This window comes from Streptomyces pristinaespiralis (assembly GCF_001278075.1).
Lineage (GTDB): Bacteria > Actinomycetota > Actinomycetes > Streptomycetales > Streptomycetaceae > Streptomyces > Streptomyces pristinaespiralis.
This window is the reverse complement of the sequence record NZ_CP011340.1, coordinates 5,338,349-5,360,515: the sequence shown is the minus strand read 5'-3', so window position 1 is coordinate 5,360,515 and position 22,167 is coordinate 5,338,349. Positions and strand designations below refer to the sequence as shown.

16 protein-coding genes are annotated in these 22,167 nt (G+C 70.9%); 2 read left to right on the top strand and 14 right to left on the bottom strand.

Annotation, left to right across the window (positions count from 1 at the left end; translation table 11 throughout):
• Positions 1-36: 36 nt before the first annotated feature.
• Entirely contained in the window at positions 37-2,088 is a 2,052-nt protein-coding gene (locus SPRI_RS22815) for a serine/threonine-protein kinase (RefSeq protein ID WP_053557250.1), read from the top strand.
• 14 nt (positions 2,089-2,102) lie between these two features.
• Here the strand turns inward: SPRI_RS22815 and mycP are convergent, their stop codons facing one another.
• The 12 genes from mycP to SPRI_RS22755 form a co-directional block, all read right to left on the bottom strand.
• A complete protein-coding gene (gene mycP / locus SPRI_RS22810) occupies positions 2,103-3,305 on the bottom strand; it encodes a type VII secretion-associated serine protease mycosin (protein ID WP_037774535.1) in 1,203 nt (400 codons plus the stop codon).
• Between the two features lie 23 nt (positions 3,306-3,328).
• Positions 3,329-4,828: a WXG100 family type VII secretion target gene (locus tag SPRI_RS22805; RefSeq protein WP_005316959.1), complete on the bottom strand. Its 1,500-nt coding sequence runs from the start codon at positions 4,826-4,828 to the stop codon at positions 3,329-3,331.
• A 42-nt stretch (positions 4,829-4,870) separates the two neighbouring features.
• Positions 4,871-5,392: a hypothetical protein gene (locus tag SPRI_RS22800; protein WP_005316957.1), complete on the bottom strand. Its 522-nt coding sequence runs from the start codon at positions 5,390-5,392 to the stop codon at positions 4,871-4,873.
• 97 nt (positions 5,393-5,489) lie between these two features.
• Entirely contained in the window at positions 5,490-7,805 is a 2,316-nt protein-coding gene (locus SPRI_RS22795; RefSeq protein ID WP_053557249.1) for a xanthine dehydrogenase family protein molybdopterin-binding subunit, read from the bottom strand.
• Positions 7,802-9,820, bottom strand: coding sequence for a 2Fe-2S iron-sulfur cluster-binding protein (locus tag SPRI_RS22790; RefSeq protein ID WP_078951278.1), 2,019 nt, complete (start codon positions 9,818-9,820; stop codon positions 7,802-7,804). The genes SPRI_RS22795 and SPRI_RS22790 overlap by 4 nt, the downstream gene beginning before the upstream one ends.
• Positions 9,817-10,713 carry an FAD binding domain-containing protein gene (locus SPRI_RS22785; RefSeq protein WP_005316950.1) on the bottom strand — a complete coding sequence of 299 codons (897 nt, stop codon included), beginning with the start codon at positions 10,711-10,713 and terminating at the stop codon, positions 9,817-9,819. The genes SPRI_RS22790 and SPRI_RS22785 overlap by 4 nt, the downstream gene beginning before the upstream one ends.
• A gap of 293 nt (positions 10,714-11,006) precedes the next feature.
• Positions 11,007-12,632 (bottom strand): beta-N-acetylhexosaminidase, encoded by a 1,626-nt coding sequence (locus SPRI_RS22780; protein ID WP_037774530.1) that lies wholly within the window; start codon positions 12,630-12,632, stop codon positions 11,007-11,009.
• A gap of 103 nt (positions 12,633-12,735) precedes the next feature.
• The gene (locus SPRI_RS22775; protein ID WP_053557248.1) at positions 12,736-13,587 is read right to left on the bottom strand and encodes a carbohydrate ABC transporter permease; all 852 of its coding nucleotides are present in this window, start codon (positions 13,585-13,587) and stop codon (positions 12,736-12,738) included.
• A complete protein-coding gene (locus tag SPRI_RS22770) occupies positions 13,584-14,561 on the bottom strand; it encodes a carbohydrate ABC transporter permease (RefSeq protein WP_005316944.1) in 978 nt (325 codons plus the stop codon). Before SPRI_RS22770 ends, SPRI_RS22775 begins: the two co-directional genes overlap by 4 nt.
• A gap of 5 nt (positions 14,562-14,566) precedes the next feature.
• Complete coding sequence (locus SPRI_RS22765) at positions 14,567-15,871, bottom strand: extracellular solute-binding protein (RefSeq protein ID WP_005316942.1); 1,305 nt, start codon at positions 15,869-15,871, stop codon at positions 14,567-14,569.
• A 235-nt stretch (positions 15,872-16,106) separates the two neighbouring features.
• Positions 16,107-16,406, bottom strand: a complete 300-nt coding sequence (locus SPRI_RS22760; protein ID WP_005316940.1) for a DUF3039 domain-containing protein — start codon at positions 16,404-16,406, stop codon at positions 16,107-16,109.
• Between the two features lie 69 nt (positions 16,407-16,475).
• Positions 16,476-17,036 carry a YqgE/AlgH family protein gene (locus SPRI_RS22755; RefSeq protein ID WP_037774528.1) on the bottom strand — a complete coding sequence of 187 codons (561 nt, stop codon included), beginning with the start codon at positions 17,034-17,036 and terminating at the stop codon, positions 16,476-16,478.
• A 293-nt stretch (positions 17,037-17,329) separates the two neighbouring features.
• Here SPRI_RS22755 and murA point away from each other — a divergent pair, with 293 nt between their 5' ends.
• Positions 17,330-18,670 carry a UDP-N-acetylglucosamine 1-carboxyvinyltransferase gene (murA, locus tag SPRI_RS22750; RefSeq protein ID WP_053557247.1) on the top strand — a complete coding sequence of 447 codons (1,341 nt, stop codon included), beginning with the start codon at positions 17,330-17,332 and terminating at the stop codon, positions 18,668-18,670.
• Between the two features lie 1,356 nt (positions 18,671-20,026).
• Here murA and SPRI_RS22745 read toward each other — a convergent pair.
• Both SPRI_RS22745 and SPRI_RS22740 read right to left on the bottom strand, forming a co-directional pair.
• Positions 20,027-20,308, bottom strand: coding sequence for an HU family DNA-binding protein (locus SPRI_RS22745; protein WP_004571953.1), 282 nt, complete (start codon positions 20,306-20,308; stop codon positions 20,027-20,029).
• A 343-nt stretch (positions 20,309-20,651) separates the two neighbouring features.
• Entirely contained in the window at positions 20,652-22,085 is a 1,434-nt protein-coding gene (locus SPRI_RS22740) for an NAD-dependent malic enzyme (RefSeq protein ID WP_005316931.1), read from the bottom strand.
• Between the last annotated feature and the right edge of the window lie 82 nt (positions 22,086-22,167).

The following is a 22,167-nucleotide window of genomic DNA, read 5'->3' as shown; positions in this document are numbered from 1 at the left end:
TCCTCGTTCACCATTCCCCACAGAGAAAGAGTTTCGATGCAGCCCCTCGGCCCCGGTGATCCGATTCGACTCGGCCCCTATCGGCTCCTGGGGGTCCTGGGAGCCGGGGGAATGGGAAGGGTGTACCTCGGTCAGGACGGTGCGGGTCGGACTGCCGCGGTGAAGGTGCTGCACCCCGGCCTGACGAACGACCGGCACCTCACCCAGAGGTTCGTGCGTGAGGCGGAGGCCGCACAAGCGGTGACGAGCCCGGGCGTGGCCCGGTTGCTCGCCGCTCAGACGGAGGCAGGGAGGCTGTGGATCTCGACCGAGTTCCTGGCCGGACCGACGCTCGACAGTGCCGTGGAACGCCACGGTCCCTTCGACGAGCCCGCTCTGCGCCACCTGGCCCATTCGCTGGCCCGCACCCTCTGCGACATCCACCGCGCCGGGCTGATCCACCGGGACATCAAGCCGTCCAACATCATCCTCACCAGGACCGGTCCCCGCATCATCGACTTCGGAATCGCTCGACCCGAGCACGGCCTCACGCTCACGACCACCGGGCAGGCCCCCGCGACCCCGGGCTACGGTGCGCCGGAACAGGTGCTCGGGCAGCGCGTGGATCCTTCGGCCGACGTGTTCTCGCTCGGCGCCGTTCTCGCCTACGCCGCCGGCGGGCACCGCGTGTTCGAGGGCGCGCACGTCGCGGCTGTGCAGTACGAGGTCGTCCACGGGCAGCCCCGACTCGACTTCGTACCGGGGCAGTTCCGCAGTCTCATCGAGCCCTGCCTGTCGAAGGCTCCTGGACATCGCCCTCGGCCCGAGCACATTGCGAGGGCGTTCACCACTCGGCGAGGAGACGACAAGAGCTGGCGCACCGGTGCCCTCGCATCCGACATCAAGGAACGCGAGGCCGACGTAAAGCGCTTCGTGACGGCTGTCGGACCGCGAGCGGGAGAACAGCCTTCGCGCCGCAGGTTCCTCGTAGCGTCGCTGTCGGCCGGAGGTGCGGTGCTCGCCGCAGCAGGCGGGACCACGGCCTGGTGGCTGAACCACATGGGCGGGCCGGTTGCGATCCCACCGGACGCGGAGCCGGTGGCACACCAGGAGTACGCCGACGGAAAGACCCCCCGGCCGCTGTGGGGGCCACTGAGTGTGGCCGCAGAAGGCACGGTCCCGCCGCCGGTCGCCATGCACGGGGTGGTGATCTTCAGTGCTCATGACGGTGGCCTGGCTGCGCACAAGGCCGTGGACGGCGAGGCGGTGTGGAGTCTTTCTGAAGCATCCGGCACAGCGGGCATGCTGCAACTGTCAGAGACGCACTTCATCGCAGTGATGGACAGCGGCGAGGTGGCTTCCCTGGACGCCTCCACAGGAGAACAGCGGTGGGCGGTGTCCGCGGAGGCGGTCCAGCTTCTCGCCCTGGACGAAACCTGTGTCTATGTACTCACCGGTGCCGAGGAGATCCGTGCTGTGGAGATCTCCGGGCGTAAGCCGTTGTGGACGGTGAATGCGCCGGAGGGCATGCAGTCTGCCGACCGGCCGCTCGCCGCGGCCGGTGCCGAGCGCCTTGTCGTCTCGGGTTCGAACGGAGTCGTGATCGCCCTGAGCACGGACACCGGTCGTGAAGTCTGGCGGCGTGGCCAAGGATTCGGGCCGGCGATGCCGGCCATCGACCGGTCCAGCGTCTATCTCGGGGGCAGAGAACTCGCAGCCCTGATGGTGGCGGACGGCACGGAGCGATGGACCGTCTCCGGCTACACCTCCTCCGCCGCGGACGGATGGGGCGCGCCGTGGGTCAAGGAGCTGAATGTCTTCGCCGTCGTCGGAGGCAGGCCCCAATCGGTGCGCATGTCCAACGGGGACACGGACTTGATGGGGGACGACTCGATGGAAGCGGACGTGTTGAGCAGCCTTCCACCCGTCGTCGAGGGCAGAAGCCTCCTGGTTGACGGAGCTGAGGGAGTGTCGGTCTTCCACGACCCTCCCTCCAGGCGTGCCTGGGTCTACAAGTCCGACACAGGGACGCCGACGGTGATGGCGGGAGCCGGCCGTCGGGTGTTCCTCGTGAGCGACGGGAACGTGACCGCGGTGCCTGTCCTGTAGCGCGCGTCCTCGCTTCAGCCTCGACGTGCTCGGACCACGGGAATGCCGATCGCTGCTCCGATGAGCAGCGCCGCGGCAACCCCCAGCCCGATCCACAGGCCCGAGTTGCTCTCGTCCTCGGACGCGGGAGCGGCCACGGCCGGCTTTTCCTTGCTGTCCTCGCTGCCGGCAGCGGGCTCCGACGCGTCGGGTGACGGTGCCGAGGACGGAGCAGCGGCCTCGGCGAGGTCGGGCAGCGGGTACTCGTCGGCAGGGCCGGGGTCTCCGGGTGACTTGAGCGCGATGCGGGGGCGGACGACGCCGTAACCGATCGAGTCGTTGCGCTTGTTGCCGCTCCGAGGACCGCCCGCGGTGTTGAGCATGACGCGCAGGACCTGGTTGTTCGTCCACTCGGGGTGCTGGGACCAGATGAGGGCGGCGGAGGCGGAGGCGAGAGCTGTGGCCCCACTCGTTCCGTGGGATTTGCAGACGCCGGTGCCCCCCGTGCAGGCGCCCACCATGTCGATACCAGGAGCAACAAGGTCGACCTTTGGCCCGACCGACGACTCATCGGTCTTATTGGTCTCCTTGTCCACAGCACCGACGCCCACTACCCCGGGCGTCGCTGCCGGGTACCCGACGGCGCTTCCGTAGTTACCCACAGAAGCGAAGAGAAGCTTGTCCTTGGTCAGGGCGTATCGGACGGCTTCGGTGACGGTCTCTGAGTGCATCGGCCCACCGATGGACATGTTGATCACCTTGGCGGAGGAATCGGCAGCGTAACGGATAGCTGCGGCCAGGGACTTTTCCTCCTCCATGCCCATCTGTTCGCCACTCACCTTCCAGAGGCGAACAGGAAGAATCTTGGCATCCGGGGCCAGGCCGTATGCCCCTTTCCCCTTGCCCGTGCCGGCAATCAGGGCGGCAATGCCGGTCCCATGCCCATCGACGTCGTCGGCCGATGTACCGGCTTCGGGTGAGAAGTCACGCCCGTCGAGTACCTGACCACGTAGGTCCGGAACAGTGGGATCAACACCGGTGTCGATCACAGCCACAGTGACGCCCTTGCCGGTACTCGACTTCCACATCTCCTCGGCCTGCATGGCGTCCAAGTGCCATTGCATCGAGCGAATCGACTCCGCATGCGAGGGCGTTGCTGCGACGCCCACCAGCAGCAGTCCCAAGGTGGCTGAAATCACGCGGCCGAGCCGGGCCTTGTGACGGCTACTGGTGTGCATTCTCATCCTTCGCGATATCTGCTTCAGTCGATTACGGGAGGAACAATCCGCCGACTGCCCTGCTGCCAGGTCTCTTCGTCCTCTGACAGGTAGTCGGGGCGCTCTCCTTGCTCGTCATCCCGACGCCGACGGCTGCTGTTGGCTCCCGCACCCGCCGGGCCCGTACGTCCCACCTGACCGGCACCAGCGCCACCGGCAGGCGTGCCACGAACCAGGCCGGACCCGCCTGCTGTGAACGGACGAGCTCCTGCCTGACCCGACTGGGGCGGGCGACCACCGACCATGCCACCGCCCTCCGAAGCCAGACGACGGCCGCCGAAAGCACCACCCTGTCCCGTCCCCGTAGGGCCGCCGGGCATCCCCGGCATATGCGACATGCCGCGTCCCGTAAGCCCTCGAGCGGTGGAGTCGCCACCGATGACGTTGCTGCGCGGAATCCCGCCTGTCGGCCGACCGCCGGAGGGCGGAACGGGGCGACCACCGGTGATGCCGCTGTCTCGAGGCATTCTCGAATTGATGCCCCCACCGCTCGGCGACACCACGTTTCTCGCGTTCGGGAAACCCTTGGAACCGCCCGGAGGTACGGAGGCGGGCCCGGTCGTCTTGCCCCCCTGCATCGGCGGGATACCTACGACAGGCGGAAGCACATTGGTTTCCGGCCGGCCGACGGGAGGTGTTCCCACGGGCGTCTGGGGAATCTGCGTCTGGGGAGGCAGCGTATCGACGCTGTCGATTCCCATGTCCACGGGACGGTCCTGCCGGGGAACGACTGTCTCGGTGCGAACCGTGGAAGGAGAGTCCGGACGTACTTCGTTCACCTCTTTGTACGAGGCAGGAAGGTACGGCTCGCCGGTGCCCCGCTCGGTCCCAGAGGTCCGGCCGGTTCCCGTGCCGATGTACTCACTCCGCTGCTCGTCTGCCCTAGGCACGAACTGCCCCGGCGGCGGCGGAAACGTCGGCGGCTCAGCTGCGCTGATCACGAACGTGGAGAACGAGTAGGACTGGGCCAGCTTGTTCATCTGCTGCACAGCCTGGGCGTGGTCCTCGGTCATCTTGGACCACGCTTCGCGCCTGATGTCCTCGGAGTCAGGGTCGTTGCGGTACTTCACGGCGGCGTCGTAGTTGGCCTGGGCCGCCGCGTCCTTATCCGGAAGGTTGGCCTTCACCTCGCGGAGTGTCTGAGCAGCGTTGCCGATCCACGTACCGCCGACAGTGCTGTACGTGCCGAGCTGGAGCGTCGCCTTCCATGCCTGATCGCCCCAGAGCTCCATCGCCTTGCCGGCTTCGCCCTCCCAACGAACGCCTTTGATGTACGCCCTGAGGTCTTCGCCGATCTCGGTGATCGTCTTTCCCGCGTCGGTCAGCTGGTCGGACAGAGTCTTGAGCGTCTCCGGATTCGCCGCCTTGACCATGGCGAGCATCTCTTCATGCGTCTTGGACTCGAAGTCGGTGGTTCCGAAAAAGAGACCCAGGATTCCCAGCGGAGGCATGACCACTCCGCCGCCCTCGCTCGGTTCAGCCATTGTTCTTCCCCACCCTTCCCCGTGCCTTCATGTCTGCCGACATCAGAAGCCCGTGCCGCCCGAGGTGTCGCCCTGGCCGGTCTCGTCCTTCGGCTTTTCGTCCTTGGGCTTCTCAGCCTCGCGTCGTTCCTGCTCGCGCCGATCGACGGCTGCTTGAGCGTCGGCACTGATACGCCGCATACGTTCTTTGATGTCGTCGTCGATGTTCTGATAGCCCTTGGACGACCCGTCCACCGCGATGCCCAGGCCTTCGATCTGGCCCGCGAGCCCCTTGGACAGGTTCTTGAGCTCTGCGTGCACGCGCTGATAGATACCGAACAGGGCCTTGGCCTCGCTGAACCCTGTGCCCATGTCCCCTTCGGGAATCTCTCCGTCAGCGAGCTTCCCCGGTGCCGCCGGTGATCCCTCGAGCCGCAGGAGGAGCTTGTCGACCCGCCCCTTGAACGCGGCCAGTTCCCCGGCGTCGACATCCAGGTCCTTGCCCGTGCTGCCCCCGCTCGGCGCACTCGGCCTCGGTACCGGCGGGCCGTACACCGGCCGCCCCGTCCCGTCGTCCTCCGCCACGAATGCCTCCCCGTTTACACACGTCTACAGGGATCACTGTACCGAGTGGGCATGACACAGCGCACCCCTGGATTGCACTAGCAACACACCTGGTACGTCACGGGTTTGGAACAGCCACCGCCGCCTGGGGCCTGATCGGCAGGCGGTTGATCGGGCGGCCGGTGGCCGCGCGGACCGCGGAGGCGACCGCGGCCGGAGAGGTGACCACTGGGGCGGCGCTCGCCGGCTTGGCGCCGAAGGGGGCCACCACGTCGCGTTCCTCGACGAGTTTCACGATGCGAATGTCCGGCGCGTCCAGGGCGGTGGGGAGGGCGTACCCGGTGAGGTCGGGGTGGCGGATCAGACCGCGGGCCGTGCGGAGGTTCTCCGTGAGGGCCGCTCCGACTCCCTGGGTGACGCCCGCCTCTATACGCGTGGCCAGTTGCGCGGGGTTGAGGACGCGGCCCACGTCCTGCGCCACCGCCATCTCCACCACGCGGACCGAGCCCAGCTCGATGTCGACGTCCACCACCGCGCGGATCGCGCAGAACGCCAGGCCCACGAAGGCGTCGCCCTGGCCCGACCCGTCGAGCGGCTCGGTGGGGTGGGGGCGGCACTGGGCGGTGGCCCAGAGTTCCTTGCCGTCCATCGCCTCGGTGACCGTCGTCGACAGGACGCCGTCGTACGACGTGATCTTGCCGTCGGTGATCTGGAGCAGTTCGGTGGACATGCCGAACTTGTGGGCCAGCGGCTGGAGGAGCTGCGTGCGGACCATCTTCGCGGCACGCTCCACCGCACCGCCGGACACCCAGGTGTGGCGGCCGTGGGCGGCCGGGCCGGCCGGGGGCTGGTCGGTGTCGACCGAGGCGACGCGGACGTCTTCCACGCCCAGCGTCTCCTGCACGATCTGGCGCGCCAGCGTGGAGAACCCGGAACCGGTCTCCACCGCCGCGCAGATGACCGTCGCGACCCCGTCGTGGACCTTGACCGTGGCCGTGGAGACCTCGTCGGTGCCTTCCGCTCCGAGCATGTGGACCATGCCGAGGGCGTAGCCGACCCCGCGGCGTACCGCGCCCGGTTCACCGGCGCCTTCCGGCCCGCCGGGGAGGAGCCAGTCGTCCTCCGGGGAGTCCTTGGGCAGGGCGGGCAGCGGGAAGTCCCGTACGGCCTCGAGCAGTTCGGCGACGGGCGCCGGGCAGGTGACGGTCTGGCCGGTGGGCAGGATGTCGCCGGTGGCCAGGACGTTGCGCAGGCGGATCTCGGTCTGGTCCAGGCCGAGTTTCGCGGCGAGCTTGTCCATCTGCGCCTCGTACGCGGCGCAGACCTGCATCGCTCCCTCGCCCCGAACATGACCGGAGGGCGGGTTGTTCGTGCGGACCGCCCAGCCCTCGATGTGGGCGTGCGGCACGACGTAGGGACCGCAGGCGAACGCGACCGCGGCGGCCAGCGACTCGGAGGAGGCGTCGGCGTACGCGCCCGCGTCGAGCAGCAGCTGCGCCTCGACCTTGACCAGGTGGCCCTCGGCGTCCGCGTGGTGCCGGTAGCGCAGCAGCGTCGGGTGGCGGTGGGCGTGGCCGAGGAAGGACTCCTCGCGGGTGGCGGCGAGTTTGACCGGGCAGCCGGTACGCAGCGCGAGCAGTCCGAGGGGCAGTTGGAAGCCGGGGTCCTCGCGGTCGCCCGTCGCCCCCGGGACGCCGGTGACGACGACCTTGACGCGTTCCGGTTCGAGGCCGAAGCACGCCGCGGCGAGGTCGCGGTCGGTGTGCGGGTCGGTGGAGGCCACATAGAGCTCGACGCCGCCGTCGGGGCGGGGCACTGCGAGGCCGGCCTCGGCGCCGATGGGGGCGGGGTCCTGGCGGCCGATGCGGTACAGGCCCTCGACGATCACCTCGCCCGTCGCCTCGGGGTCGCCGTAGCGGAGGGGGATGTGGCGGATGAGGTTGCCGTCGGGGTGCAGCGGTTCGGCGGCGAAGGCCTTCTCGGGGTCGGTGACCGGCTCGAGGACCTCGTACTCCACCGCGATCGCCGCCGCCGCGAGACGGGCCGTGTCGGGGTGGTCGGCGGCGACCGCCGCGATCGCCTCGCCGTGGTGACGGACGATCTCAGAGGCGAAGACCGGCCGGTCGGCGATGCGCCTGCCGTACGCGCCGTCCCCGGGGATGTCCTGGTGGGTGATCACCGCGTGTACGCCCGGCATCTCGACCGCCGCGGACGTGTCGACGGACACGATGCGGGCGTGCGGGTGCGGCGAGCGCAGCAGCGCGGCCCACAGCAGGCCCTCCGCCCACAGGTCGGACGCGTAGGGGAACGTGCCCTCGCTCTTCGCGCGGGTGTCGGCGGCGGGGAGCGACGCGCCGAGGCCGTGGGCAGGAGCCTCCGGCTGGGGGCTCTCGACCGGCTGCGGCATCGCAGTGGTGGCCGCGTCGTTGCTCACGCCATGCCTCCGTCGTGCGGGTGAATCTGCACACTACCTGCGCCGGGTGCTGCCTGGTGCGGGATGCGGGCTTCGTCACCGGCGTCCGCCGCCTCGGAGGCGGCGGTGGCGCTCGCCGCGCGTTCGGCGGCCACCTCGCGCACGGCGTCGAGGACGCCGCGGTAGCCGGAGCAGCGGCAGAGGTTGCCGCACAGGGCCTGGCGGGTCTCCAGTTCCGTGGGGGCGTGGTTGCCCTCGAGGAGGTCGTGGACGGTCATCGCCATACCGGGGATGCAGAAGCCGCACTGGACGGCGCCGCACGCCGCCAGCGCCCGCTGGACGTCGGAGAGTTCGCCGTCGGTGGCGAGACCTTCGACCGTCCGCACCTCGGAGCCCGCGGCGGTCGCCGCCGGGACCAGGCAGGAGGCGACGAGCCGGCCGTCGACCTGGACGTTGCACGCGCCGCACTCGCCCTGGGAGCAGCCGTCCTTGGCGCCGGCGAGGCCGAGGCGCTCGCGGAGCACGTAGAGCAGGGACTCGCCTATCCAGGCGTCGCTGACCGGCCGGTCGGTGCCGTTGACGCGCAGGACGTACGAGGTGGGCGGGTGCTCCTCGGTCCCGGCGGAGGGCACGGCCGTGGCCGCCGGGTCGGGGTCGGCCGGCACGGCCTGGGCCTCGGTGCCGGTCCCGGTGTCGTTCCCTGTCTCAGGATCGGCTTCGGTCCCGGCCGGGGGGCCGGCCGCCGACTCGGGCTCGGGCTCCGGCGACTCCGATCCGGACGGGGATCCGGCCTCGGAGCCCGACTCGACCGCGGCCTCGGTAGATGTCCCGACCGGCTCCGCCGCCGCGGCGTCCCCTTCGGCCGCCGGCTCCGCGATCACCGGCTCCGGCACGGACACGGCCGGCTCCTCCGCCCGCTGCGACTCGTCCGCCGCCCAGGGAGCGGCGGCGCCGCCCGGCAGCGTCGCCCAAGGCGCCGGCGCACCTCCGGGGAGCGTCGCGGACGGGGTCGTACCGGCCCAGGGCGCGTCGGGACCCTGCGGCAGCGGGAACTCACCGGAGTCGGCATCGGACGACGCGGCAGGCTCCGCCTCCTGGGCCTCCGCGAACTCCGAGAACCGGGGGACCTGCGGGAAGTGCGGGGCCTCCTGAGGCCCTTGGGCCGCCGGAGCCGTGCCCTGAGGCGTCCGGGACTCCCCGAACTCCCCCGAGTCACGCACTTCATAGGCTTCACGCCCATCGTGCACATGAGGGGCATCCTGCGCATCACGCGCATTCTGGGCGCCCTGAGCGCCATGGCCGCCCTGAACGCCGTGGCCGTCATGCGCCTCATGGGCCTCATGGAAGTCATGGACGTCGTGCGCCTCTTGGACGTCCCGGGACTCGTGGAAGGCCCACTGCCCCGTCTCGTTGACGTTCACGTTCGCGTCCGCGTTCACGTCCGCAGGCTCCGGCCACGGGGTCGCCCAGCCGCCGGGCGCCGCCGGGTCGATGCCCGCGGCAGGCGTCAGCGGCCTGATCATCGGCGGTACGTAACCGTGCCCGGGCGCCTCGAGCGGTGCGGAGCCGGAGGTGAACTCCTCGGGCAGCTGGAAGAAGGCCGTGGCCTCGCCGTCGTACTCGCCGCCCTGCGGCGTGGGCTGCCAGCCGCCGCCCTGGTCGCCGTACGAGCCGTAGGCGTCACTGTAGGAACCCTGCGGCGGCTCGTGCCGGCCGTACGCGTCCCCGTGCTCGGGCTGCCCGTACGGCTGCCCCTGCTCGTACTGCCCGTACGCGTCGCCCTGCTCGTACTGCTCGCCCTGCCCGTACGAGTCACCCTGTTCGTACTGCTCGTACGACTCCCCGTGACCGGCGTGCTCCTCGTACGACTGCCCGTGACCGTGCTCGCCGTACGGTCCCCCCTGGTCGTGCTGCCGGCCGTAGGGGTCCTGTCGGCCGTGGGCGTCGTACTCGTCGCCGCGGCGCTCCTGCTCGAAGCCCTCCGGGAGCTCCTGGAACTCCGGCGGAAGGCCGTGCGGGTTGTTCTCGTTGCTCACGACAGCGCCCTCCCCAGTGCCCGTCGGGCCAGCGCGGCGACGGTACGCCGCAGATGCAGTACGGCCGGCGACAGCACCTGTTGTTCCTGACCCTCGGGCGCCGGCGCCGGGTCGGGGATGCACGCGGCGGCGACGTACTCGCCGAACGCGGTCAGCGCCTCGCCCTCGAGACCCCGCTCGCCGTCCCAGTCGATGAGTGAGCCGATCCAGCGCTCGGCCTCCAGCGGCCGCAGCGGCATGGGCGCGATGGCGCCCACCGCGCAGCGCACCCCGCGCCTGGCCGGGTCGAGGACGACGGCCACCGAGGCCGTGGCGCGTCCGGGGCCGGTGCGGCCGGTCGCCTTCAGGAAGACCTGCGGGGCGTGCAGGAGGGGTACGCGTACGAAGCCGATCAGTTCGGCGGGGCCGAGCATCTCGCGACCTGCCAGCAGGTGCGACACCGGGATCTCGCGCCGGGCGCCGCCCGGCCCCGCGATCACCAGGTCGGCCTCGAGCGCGGCCAGCACCGGCAGGCTGTCACCGGTCGGCGCGGAGCTGGCGATGTTGCCGCCGAGCGTGCCCGCGTTGCGGATCTGGGGCGGCCCGGCCGCACGCGCGGAGGCGGCGAGCGCGGGGATGAGGGCGGCGAAGTCGGGCCGTCCCATCCGGGCGTGGGTGAGGCCGGCGCCGAGCAGCGCGTGCCCGTCCTGGTAGCGCCAGCCGCGGATCTCGCTGATGCGGCCGAGACCGACGAGGCCGGCGGGACGGAGCTGGCCCTTGTTGACCGCGGCCATGAGGTCGGTGCCGCCGGCGACGGGGACGGCGGCGGGCATGGCGCTGAGCGCCGCCACGGCCTCGTCGAGCGAGGCCGGCAGCGTCACCGACTGTGCCGTTCGCGGTGCGTGCGTGGTCACCAAGCTGCCCCTTCCCGGTGTCCCGGCTGTCCCGCCTGTGTTGCCGTACCGTACGTGCTCACAGGCCGGACGTGGCAACTCTGGCACATCTTCCGGGCGGACCGACGGGAGGGTCCGCGAAGGGCGCATCCGCCCCACACGTGCGGGCCCGCGACAAACGTCCGGTTTCGTACTCCCGTACCGTCACGGGCGGATTGCCGTTCTTCAGCGGCGCTTGTACGCCTTTCTCCTTGCCGTGCCACCCTCCTACCGTCTCAGGGCCGGGGCGGCCGGGAGGCCGCCTCCGGCCGGGCTCACACGTTCGGGGGCACGCCGTCGATCGGACGTCCGGCGACACCGGGGCGGCGCTGCCACGGCAACGGGCCGCCGGGGGGCCGGTAGTGGACGCCGAGCGCGTCAAGGCGCGCGTAGTGGGCGGTCATCCGGCGCTCGAAGCCTGCGAAGTCGCGCTCCGCGGACGGGGGCAGCGTGGACCAGGCGACCTCGGCGAACGCGGCGAGCCGGGGGAAGACCTGGTAGTCGACGCGGGCGCTGTCCTGCATCACCTCGGTCCAGACGTTCGCCTGGGTGCCCAGGATGTGCGCGGCGGCCTCGGGGGCGAGCGCGGGCGGTACGGGCTCGAAGCGGTAGACGTCCTCGAGGGTGCGGACGTAACCGATGGGCATCGGCTCGTCGTCGCCGGCGGCCTGCCGGTGGTCGAGGTAGACCTGCTGCTCCGGGCACATGACGACGTCGTGGCCGGCCTCGGCGGCGGCGATACCGCCCTTGTAGCCGCGCCAGGAGGAGACGGCCGCGCCGGGTGCCAGTCCTCCTTCGAGGATCTCGTCCCAGCCGATGAGGCGGCGGCCGCGGCCGGTGAGCCAGCGGTCGAAGTGCCTGATGAACCACGACTGGAGTTCATCCTCGTCGGCCAGGCCGAGTTCCTTGATGCGGGCCTGCGCGGCGGTGGACGCCCTCCACTGGTCCTTGGGGCATTCGTCGCCGCCGATGTGCACGAAGGTGGACGGGAAGAGGTCGAGGACCTCCTCGAGCACGCCCTCGTAGAAGCGGAGGGTGCTGTCGGTGGGGGCGAGTACGTTGGGGGTGATGCCCCAGTTGTCCCAGACGGTCAGGGAGGTCGTGTCGATGACGTCGGTGTTGCCGAGTTCCGGATACGCGGCGATGGCGGCCTGAGAGTGCCCGGGGATGTCGATCTCGGGGACGACGGTGATGTGCCGCTCCGCGGCGTAGGCGACGATCTCCCGGATGTCGTCCTGGGTGTAGTAACCGCCGTGCGGAGCCTCGTCCCAGAGCGGTGACGCCCGGTGCCCGTACTTGGTCCGCGACCGCCAGGCGCCCACCTCGGTCAGTCCGGGGTAACGCTTGATCTCGATGCGCCAGCCCTGGTCGTCGGTGAGGTGGAAGTGGAAGACGTTGAGCTTGTGGGCGGCGAGCAGGTCGAGGTAGCGCAGCACGCCTTCTTTGGGCATGAAGTGCCGTGACACGTCGAGCATGAGGCCGCGCCAGGAGAACCGGGGCGCGTCCTCGACGGACGTGCCCGGCACCTCCCAGCGCCTGTCCGTCGCCAAGGGCGCCCTGCGGTACGCCTCGGGCCCCAGGAGCTGACGGAGCGTCTGGACGCCCCAGAACACTCCGGCGGCGCCTCCGCCGTGGATGGTGATGCCGTCGCCGTCGACGTCCAGCCTGTAGCCCTCGGGGCCGAGGTGTCCGGCGTCCGCGGCGTCGACGCGCAGCCGGATCGCCTTCCCGTCGGCACCGGCACCGGGCGGCAGAGGCAGCCCTGTCGCCGCGCCCAGGTCGGCGCGAAGCCGGCGCTCGGCGCCTTCGGTGCCGGGGCCCGCGTCGATGACGGTGGACCCGTCGAGCACGAATCCGCCGTTGTGCGTCTTGCCGCTGCGCGGCAGGGGGAGGACATCCATCAGGTCCGCCTTTCGAGTCGGTCGGCCACGGCGGGCACGGCACCGCGCCGGTCCGCCAGGGGCCCGGCGGCCCCGGATGCGCGGGCGCCGGGCGCTCTCACGTTCAGTCCTTCACCGCGCCGCCCAGCCCGGAGACCAGACGTCGCTGTACGAGTACGAAGAAGACCAGGACCGGGACGGTCATCACCGTCGAACCCGCCATGATGCCGCCCCAGTCGTTCTCGTCGGGCTTGAAGAAGACCAGCAGCGCCATCGGCAGCGTCGACTGCGAAGTGTCGCTGATGATGAACGACTTGGCGAAGAGGAAGTCGTTCCAGGTCGAGATGAACGAGAACACGCTCGTGGCAACCAGTCCCGGCAGGACCAGCGGGAAGAGGATCTGCCACAAGAACCGGGCGCGGCTGGCGCCGTCGATGTAGGCCGCCTCCTCCAGCGCCTCGGGGACCGCCTTGACGAAGCCCCGCAGCATCCAGATCGCGAACGGCAGGGAGAAGGCGATGTGCGGCAGGATCAGCGAACCGAGGGTGTTCAGCTGGCCGAGGTCCCGCATCAGGAAGAACAGCGGAATGGTCAGCGCCTCGATCGGCACCATCTGCGCCACCAGGAACATGATGAGCAGCGTGGTGCGGAACGTGAACCGGAAGCGGGTCACCGCGGTGGCGGCCAGGAACGCGATCAGCGCGGAGGCGACGACGACCGTGCAGGCGACGATCAGGCTGTTGACGAAATAGCCGCCGAATTCCTCCTGTCGGAAGACCCGCCGGAACGAGTCCAGCGAGGGGGAAAGCGTCCACGGCCTCGCCTCCTTCGACTGGATCTCCCCGGCCGGTTTGAATGCGGAGAGCACCATCCAGTACAGCGGGAAGGCGACGACGAGCGCGATGACCAGCGCCGCTGCCTCCGCCAGCAGCCGTCCGGGCCGCCGGATCCGTATCTGCGGGCGGACCGGGCTCATATCTCTTCTCCCTGACGTCGCAGCAGGCGCAGATAGACGAGGGTGACCGCCAGCAGAATCACCAGCATGACGACGCCGATCGCAGAGCCCAGGCTGTACTGCGAGGACGCGAAGGCCTTTTGATAGGCGTACACGTTGAGGACGAGATTCTGTCCCGCGATGCCTCCGCCGTTCGTCATCACATAGATCTGGGTGAAGACCTTGAAGTCCCAGATGACCGACTGGATGGTGACGACCACCAGGATGGGCCGCAGCATCGGCGCCGTCACGGACCGCCAGATCCGCCACTGCGAGGCGCCGTCCAGCGAGGCCGCCTCGAGCACTTCGCCCGGGATCGCCTTGATGCCCGCGTAGACGGTCACCATCACGAACGGGAACGAGCACCAGACGACCTCGAACAGGACGAGCGCGAAGGCGCTGAACCGCCCGTACGTCCAGGAGAAGTCGCCCAGTCCCAGCAGCCGGTTGACGGGTCCGTAGTCGGGATCGAAGAGGAAGACCCACACCGTGGAGCCGGTGATGGCCGGCGTCGCCCAGGCGCCGAGCGCCGCCAGCATCAGGGCGAGCCGCGGCAGGGCGCGTACGCGGGTCAGCAGGACGGCCAGCGCGCAGCCGACGGCGAGTGTGGAGACCACGCACGCGGCCGCGAAGAGCAGGGTCGCGAGGAGCACCTGCCAGAACTGGCCGTCGGCGAAGAGCGCCCGGTAGTTGCCGAGGCCCTGGAAGGTGGTCGGTTCACCGCCGCTGACCTGTGCCTGGGTGTATTCGAGGAAGGAGATCAGGCCGAGCTGGTAGATCGGGTAGACGAGCAGCGCGGCGAGCACGACCAGGGCGGGCGCGAGGTAGAGCCAGGGCGTCCAGGTGCCCCGGCGGCGCGGCGGCCTCCCCGAGGTCCGTGGCTTCGTGGCCGGCGGGCGGGCCGTGGTCCCCGCGGGGACCACGGCCGGCTCGGCGGCGGCGGATTTGTACGCCATGTCGTTCAGCCCGCGTCGGTGAACGCGGCGTCCATCTTCTCGGCCGCGTCACCGGAGGCCGCGGCCACGTCCTTCTTGCCGCTGACGATCTCCTGGAACATGGTCGGCAGGACGAGCGAGGCGTCGATCCGGCCCCAGGCGGGCGAGGCGGGGACGAACTTGGCGCCGGCTCCGAGCGTCTTGATGAAGGGTTCGACGAACGGCTGCTTCCTCGCGGCCTCCGCGCGCACATCGGTGTAGGTGGGCAGGAAGCCCATCGCGTCGAAGAGCTTGCCCTGCGACTCCTTGCCCGCGAGCCGCTTCATCAGGTCCACCGCCAGGGTGCGGTGCGAACTGCTCTTGAGCACGCCGACGTTGTTGCCGCCCGCGAACGCCGGGGCGATCTCGCCGGCCTTCAGGCCCGGCAGCGGTACGACCGCGTACTTGCCCTTGACCGCGCCGGCCTCGACGGCCTGGTGGCTGAAGTCTCCGCCGATCGCCATGGCCGCGTTGCCGGCGGCGAAGGCGGTGATGACGGCGTTGCCGCCCATGGCGGCGCACTTGGCGGCCGGGCAGTTGTCGTCACCGAAGAGCGACGTGTAGGCCTTGATGCCCTTCTGTGCGGCGGCGCTGTCGATGGCGGACTCGTAGGAGCCGCCCTTCTCCTGCGCCAGTTCGCCGCCGTTGGCCCAGATGAACGGCATGGCGCCGTAGGTGTAGGCACCGCCCACGGCGAGGCCGTAGAGGTCCGGCTTCTCCTTGCGGATCTTCTTCGCGGTGGCGATGAGCTCGTCCTGGGTCTCGGGTACCGCGATGCCGAGGTCCTTGAAGACGTCGGTGCGGTAGTAGAGCGCGCGGACGCCGACGAAGAGAGGCGCTCCGTAGACCTTGCCGTCGACCGTGACGGACTGCCTGGCGGTGGGGTCGGTGTCCTTGGCCTCGTCCCAGGCGCCGAACTCGGCGGTGACGTCGGCGAGTCCGCCGTCCTTGACGTAGCCGGCGGTGTCGGTGTTGCCGTACTCGATCAGGTCGGGGGCGCTCTTCGGGTCGTTGAACGCCGCCTTGATCCTCTGCGCGCGGGTCTCGACCGGTATGTACTCGATCTCGACCTCCGCGCCCTTGTGCGCCTTCTCGAACGCGGCGACGGCGGCGTCGACGACCTGCTCCTTGGGCTTGTTGTTGACCTCCTGGAACAGCCAGACCCGCAGCGTGCCGCTCTTGTCGTCCTGCTGGGCGCTGTTGCCGGAGGTCTGCGGGGCACAGGCGGTGGCGGTGACGCCGGCCAGTGCCAGTGCCGCTGCGGTGGCGGCGACTTTGGAGACGAGCTTCATGCGTGATCCCCTACGAGGTGGGCGTTGCAACATACGCAACGGGCGTTTCGCATTGCACAACACGCAGGAGGCTAGGCCCGCCCGAACGGCCGTACAAGAGGTTCACAAGAGGTCTCAACCACTCTGTGACCGGCGGAAGCACCCTGTGCAACGGCGCACCGCACGCAAACGGCCCCCGGGCGCGCCGAAGCGCGTCCCGGGGGCCGTTGTGCGGGCTGGGGAGGGGCTTGAGGACCTACTTCTTGTCCTTGCCGCTGCCGCTCTTGCCCTTGTCCTTGTCGCCACCGGCGCCCATGGACTCGTAGATCTCCTTGCACATGGGGCAGACGGGGTACTTCTTGGGGTCACGCCCCGGCACCCAGACCTTCCCGCACAGTGCCACCACGGGAGTGCCGTCGAGGGCGCTCGCCATGATCTTGTCCTTCTGGACGTAATGGGCGAAGCGCTCGTGGTCGCCGTCGCCGTGCGACACCTGGGGTGTCGGCTCTACGAGGGTCCCCGTGCCTGTCCCGCGCTCGGGCTCAAGAGTGCTCATGGGCTCCAAGGGTACTCATCGCGCGCTCGCTACGGGAGCAAGGCCCTGCCCGCTCCTGCCCCGGGCGCGTCAGTTCATGCTCGGGTCGTCCGGATACGTGGCGAACATGGCCAGCTCGTTGCGCTGGCGCCGCAGCACCGAGCGCCACAGGCTCTCCGGCCGGGGCGAGGACACGTCCCCCGGCTCCGACTCGACGACGTACCAGGCGCCGTCCTGGAGTTCGTCCTCCAACTGGCCCGGGCCCCAGCCCGCGTAACCGGCGAAGATCCGCAGGGAGCCGAGGGCGCCGCCGAGCAGTTCGGGAGGAGCCTCCAGGTCGACGAGGCCGATCGCGCCGTACACCCGCCGCCAGCCGAGCGGGCCCTCGTCACCGGGGATCACGGCGACACCGAGCGCCGAGTCCAGGGCGACGGGGCCGCCCTGGAAGACGACACCCGGCTCGCCGGCCAGTGCCGCCCAGGACTCCAGGATGTCCTCCACGACCACCGGGGTCGGCCGGTTGAGGATCACGCCGAGGGAACCCTCGTCGTCGTGGTCGAGCAGCAGGACCACCGCCCGGTCGAAGTTCGGGTCCGCCAGGGCGGGCGCGGCGACGAGCAGCCGCCCTGTGAGCGAGGACACCTCGGTCATGCCAGACATGATCCCGCATCTTTCCCCTCCGCGGAGCCCGAGCGGCCCACTCGCTGCCGCCCGGGCGATGGGCGCAGCTCAGAGGGCGGGGGCCCCGACAGGTGTCCGAGGGGTGGGACGGTGACGTTGTGCGAGGCCCGGCGGACACAGCGTATTGTGCCCGATTCATTACGGCCGAGAACGGTCCGCGGGCTTACAACTTAGGGGCCCTGCCCCCTTACCCTTTCCTCTGGCCCCCCGTCCGATCCTCCTCCTGGCTCTGCCTGGGGGACCACTTCCGGAACGCGAGATTCATGACCGGCACTGACGATGTACTGCTTGTCCACGGCGGAACCCCGCTCGAGGGCGAGATCCGCGTCCGCGGCGCGAAGAACCTCGTGCCCAAGGCGATGGTCGCGGCCCTGCTCGGCAGCGAACCGAGCCGGCTGCGCAATGTGCCGGACATCCGTGACGTCAGAGTCGTACGCGGGCTGCTGCAGCTGCACGGCGTGACGGTCCGCCCCGGTGAGGAGCCGGGCGAGCTCGTCCTCGACCCGACGTACGTCGAGAGCGCGAACGTCGCCGACATCGATGCCCACGCGGGCTCGTCGCGCATTCCGATCCTCTTCTGCGGCCCGCTGCTGCACCGCCTCGGCCACGCCTTCATCCCGGGCCTCGGCGGCTGCGACATCGGCGGCCGGCCCATCGACTTCCACTTCGACGTGCTGCGCCAGTTCGGCGCGACGATCGAGAAGCGCGCGGACGGTCAGTACCTGGAGGCCCCGCAGCGGCTGCGCGGCACGAAGATCCGCCTGCCGTACCCGTCGGTCGGCTCGACCGAGCAGGTGCTGCTCACGGCCGTGCTCGCCGAGGGTGTCACGGAGCTGACCAACGCGGCGGTGGAGCCGGAGATCGAGGACCTCATCTGCGTGCTGCAGAAGATGGGCGCGATCATCTCCATGGACACCGACCGGACGATCCGGATCACCGGTGTCGACAAGCTCGGCGGCTACACCCACCGGGCCCTCCCGGACCGCCTGGAGGCGGCGTCCTGGGCGTCGGCGGCGCTGGCCACCGAGGGCGACATCTACGTACGCGGCGCCCAGCAGCGCTCGATGATGACGTTCCTCAACACCTACCGGAAGGTGGGTGGCGCGTTCGAGATCGACGACGAGGGCATCCGCTTCTGGCACCCCGGCGGCCGGCTCAAGTCCATCGCGCTGGAGACGGACGTCCACCCCGGCTTCCAGACCGACTGGCAGCAGCCGCTGGTCGTCGCCCTCACGCAGGCGACGGGGCTGTCGATCGTCCACGAGACGGTGTACGAGTCGCGGCTCGGCTTCACCTCCGCGCTCAACCAGATGGGCGCGCACATCCAGCTGTACCGCGAGTGCCTCGGCGGCTCGCACTGCCGGTTCGGCCAGCGCAACTTCCTCCACTCGGCGGTCGTCTCCGGCCCGACCAAGCTCCAGGGCGCGGACCTGGTCATCCCGGACCTGCGCGGCGGCTTCTCGTACCTGATCGCGGCCCTGGCCGCGCAGGGGACGAGCCGGGTGCACGGGATCGACCTGATCAACCGCGGCTACGAGAACTTCATGGAGAAGCTCGAGAAGCTCGGCGCGAAGGTGGAACTGCCCGGCGGCCCGATCGTCTGACGCCCCCTGCGACGCCCGACGGCCCCCACGGATGCCCTCCGCGGGGGCCGTCGCCGTCTGCACCCCCCGGCCCCTGCACGGGCCATCGCCGTCCGCGCCGGGCGCGCCGCTCGACCGGGGGCACTCCCGGTCGGCGCCCGGCACGCCGTTCGAGCGGGGGCGTCCCCGTCCGTGCCGGGAAAGCCGCTGAGCGGGCGCATCCCCGCCCGCACCCGACGGGCCGCTCGAACCAGGGGCGCCGCGGCCCGCACCCGCGAACCGCTGCGCGGGGGCCATGCACGTCCGCGCCAGGCGGACAGTTCGGGCAAGGGGCATGCCCGTCCGTGCCGGGAAAGCCGCTGAGCGGGAACATCCCCGCCCGCACCCGACGGGCCGCTCGAACCAGGGGCGCCGCGGCCCGCACCCGCGAACCGCTGCGCGGGGGCCATGCACGTCCATGCCAGGCGGACCGTTCGAGCGGGGCGTCCCGTGTCCGTGGCAGGCCGCTCGAGCCGGGCATCCCCGCCCGCACCCGCGAGCCGCTTGGCCGGGAGCGCCGCCGACCGTGCCCGGCGGGCCGCTTGCCCCGTCCGCACTCGGGCAAGCCGCTGAGCGGCGGCATGCCCGTCCACGCCAGCGAGCCGCTGCGCGGGGCCGTGCACGTCCGCGCCAGGCGGACCGTTCGAGCGGGGCGTCCCGTGTCCGTGGCAGGCCGCTCGAGCCGAGGGCATCCCGTCCGCGCCCGCGAGCCGCTTGAGCGGGGCGCCGCCCCTCCCCGCCCGGCGGGCCGCTTGTTCCCGGCCGCGCCCGGCAGGCCGTTCGTGCGGGGGCATGCCCGATCCGCGCCCGGGCGGGGCGCCCGAGCCAAGGGCATCCCCGCCCGCGCCCGCGAGCCGCATGGCCGAGAGCGCTGCCGTCCGCGCCCGGCGGGGCGCTTGTCCCCGGCCGCGCTCGGGCAAGCCGCTGCACGGGGGCGTGCCCGCCCGCACCCGGGGCCGGTGGGCCGGCAGTGCCTGGCGCACCCGCTAACCGCTTGCCCCGGAGCCCGCCGCCCGTGCCCGGCGGGCCGCTTGCCCCGGCCGCACCCGGAGCCGGTGGGCCGGAAAGGCCTGGCGCGCACCCGCGTGCTGGTGGCGGAGACGGCCGGTTCGCAGACCGCGGGCCGCTGAGCGGGGGCATGCCCGCCCGTGCCCGGCAGGCCGCTCGAGCCGGGCATCCCCACGGCCGGGCGGCCGCCGGGCGGCATCTCGAGCCCCGCCGGCGATTGCGGCGCGGGGGCCCGGGGGCGGAGCCCCCGGGAAGGCCCGCGCAGGGGCCGCACACGCAGAAGGGCGGCCACCCGGAGCCCGGGTGGCCGCCCTCACGCTGCCGAAGGCCTTACTTGCCCTTGGCGGCTTCCTTGAGCTTCGAGCCCGCGGAGACCTTGACGCTGTAGCCGGCCGGGATCTGGATCGGGTCGCCGGTCTGCGGGTTCCGAGCGGTCCGAGCGGCACGGTGGGTGCGCTCGAAGGTCAGGAAGCCGGGGATGGTGACCTTCTCGTCGCCCTTGGCGACGACCTCGCCGACGGTCTCGGCGAGAGCGGCCAGAACGGCGTCGGCGTCCTTGCGGGTCACCTCGGCGCGGTCGGCCAGCGCGGCCACCAGCTCACTGCGGTTCATTTTGTTACTCCCGTGTTCTTCTTGCCTGTGAGGCGTGGATCGAAGCCGATGCTGCCAGGGCCCTCGGACAGTCCCCGGACCCGGGTCTGCTGTCAGACCCCTCCGCGCCCGCGGGGCTTCCCCCAGGACGCAGGTCCTCGGGGAAGCATCCTGCCCCCACCAGCGGCGGGAAAGCCAATCCGGCACCCTCCGGAGTCACACGAAGGCCACCACTGCCTCGTCGTGGTGACGTTCCGTCGACTCCCTGGAGACTCGTCGGAGCGGGCGGGCCGGGGCCGCGTGCTCCCTGATCCGCCACCCTAAAGGGGGGTTTGCAACCCCGCGACCCGCGACGCGCCGTATGTCAGTGGGACGTGGGGCCCGTCACAGTGGGGCCGGCGGCCTTCGCGGCGTCCCGGACGGCCCCCGCGACGGCTCCGGCGACCTTGTCGTTGAAGACCGAGGGGATGATGTAGTTCGGGTTGAGCTCGTCCTCGGTGACGACGTCCGCGAGCGCGGCCGCGGCCGCGAGCATCATCTCGGTGTTGACGGTGCGGGACTGGGCGTCCAGCAGACCGCGGAACACGCCGGGGAAGACCAGCACGTTGTTGATCTGGTTGGGGAAGTCCGAGCGGCCGGTGGCCACAACTGCCGCCGTCTGCCGGGCGATTGCCGGGTCGACCTCGGGGTCGGGGTTCGCGAGCGCGAACACGATCGCGTCGTCGGCCATGGCGGCCACGTCGTCCGCGCCGAGCACGTTGGGCGCGGAGACGCCGATGAAGACGTCCGCTCCGACGACCGACTCCTTGAGCGTGCCGGTGACGCCCTCGGGGTTGGTGTTGTCGGCGATCCACCGCAGCGGCGAGTCAGGGGTGGCGTCCACCAGGTCGGCGCGGCCCGCGTGCACGACACCGTGGATGTCGGCGACGACGGCGTGCTTGACGCCGGCGGCGATGAGCAGCTTGAGGATGGCGGTACCGGCCGCGCCGGCGCCCGACATGACCACCCGTACGTCGCCGATCCCCTTGCCCACCACGCGCAGCGCGTTGGTCAGGGAGGCGAGGACGACGATCGCCGTGCCGTGCTGGTCGTCGTGGAAGACGGGGATGTCGAGGGCCTCGCGCAGCCGCGCCTCGATCTCGAAGCAGCGGGGCGCGGAGATGTCCTCGAGGTTGATGCCCGCGAAGCCGGGGGCGATCGCCTTGACGATCTCGACGATGGCGTCGGTGTCCTGGGTGTCCAGGCACAGCGGCCAGGCGTCGATGCCGGCGAAGCGCTTGAAGAGGGCCGCCTTGCCCTCCATGACCGGCAGCGCGGCCTTGGGGCCGATGTTGCCGAGGCCCAGCACGGCGGAGCCGTCGGTCACCACTGCAACGGAGTTGCGCTTGATGGTCAGGCGGCGGGCGTCCTCGGGGTTCTCCGCGATCGCCATACAGACCCGCGCCACACCCGGGGTGTAGATCATCGACAGGTCGTCACGGTTGCGGATGGGGTGCTTGGACGCCATCTCGATCTTGCCGCCGAGGTGCATCAGGAACGTACGGTCGGAGACCTTGCCGAGGACGACGCCCTCGATGCCGCGCAGGCCCTCGACGATCTCGTCGGCGTGCGCGGTGGAGCTGGCGGCGATCGTGACGTCGATCCGCAGCTTCTCGTGGCCGGACGCGGTCACGTCGAGGCCGGTTACGGAACCGCCGGAGGACTCCACGGCCGTGGTGAGCTGGGAGACCGCGGTTCCGCTCGCGGGCACCTCCAGTCGGACCGTCATCGAGTACGAGACGCTTGGCGCCGTTGCCATGACCGGGTTCCTCTGCTTTCCCTAGCTTCGTTGCTGTGCGGTACCGCACCTGAGGCCCGGCAGCGCTGTGAAGATGGTGACA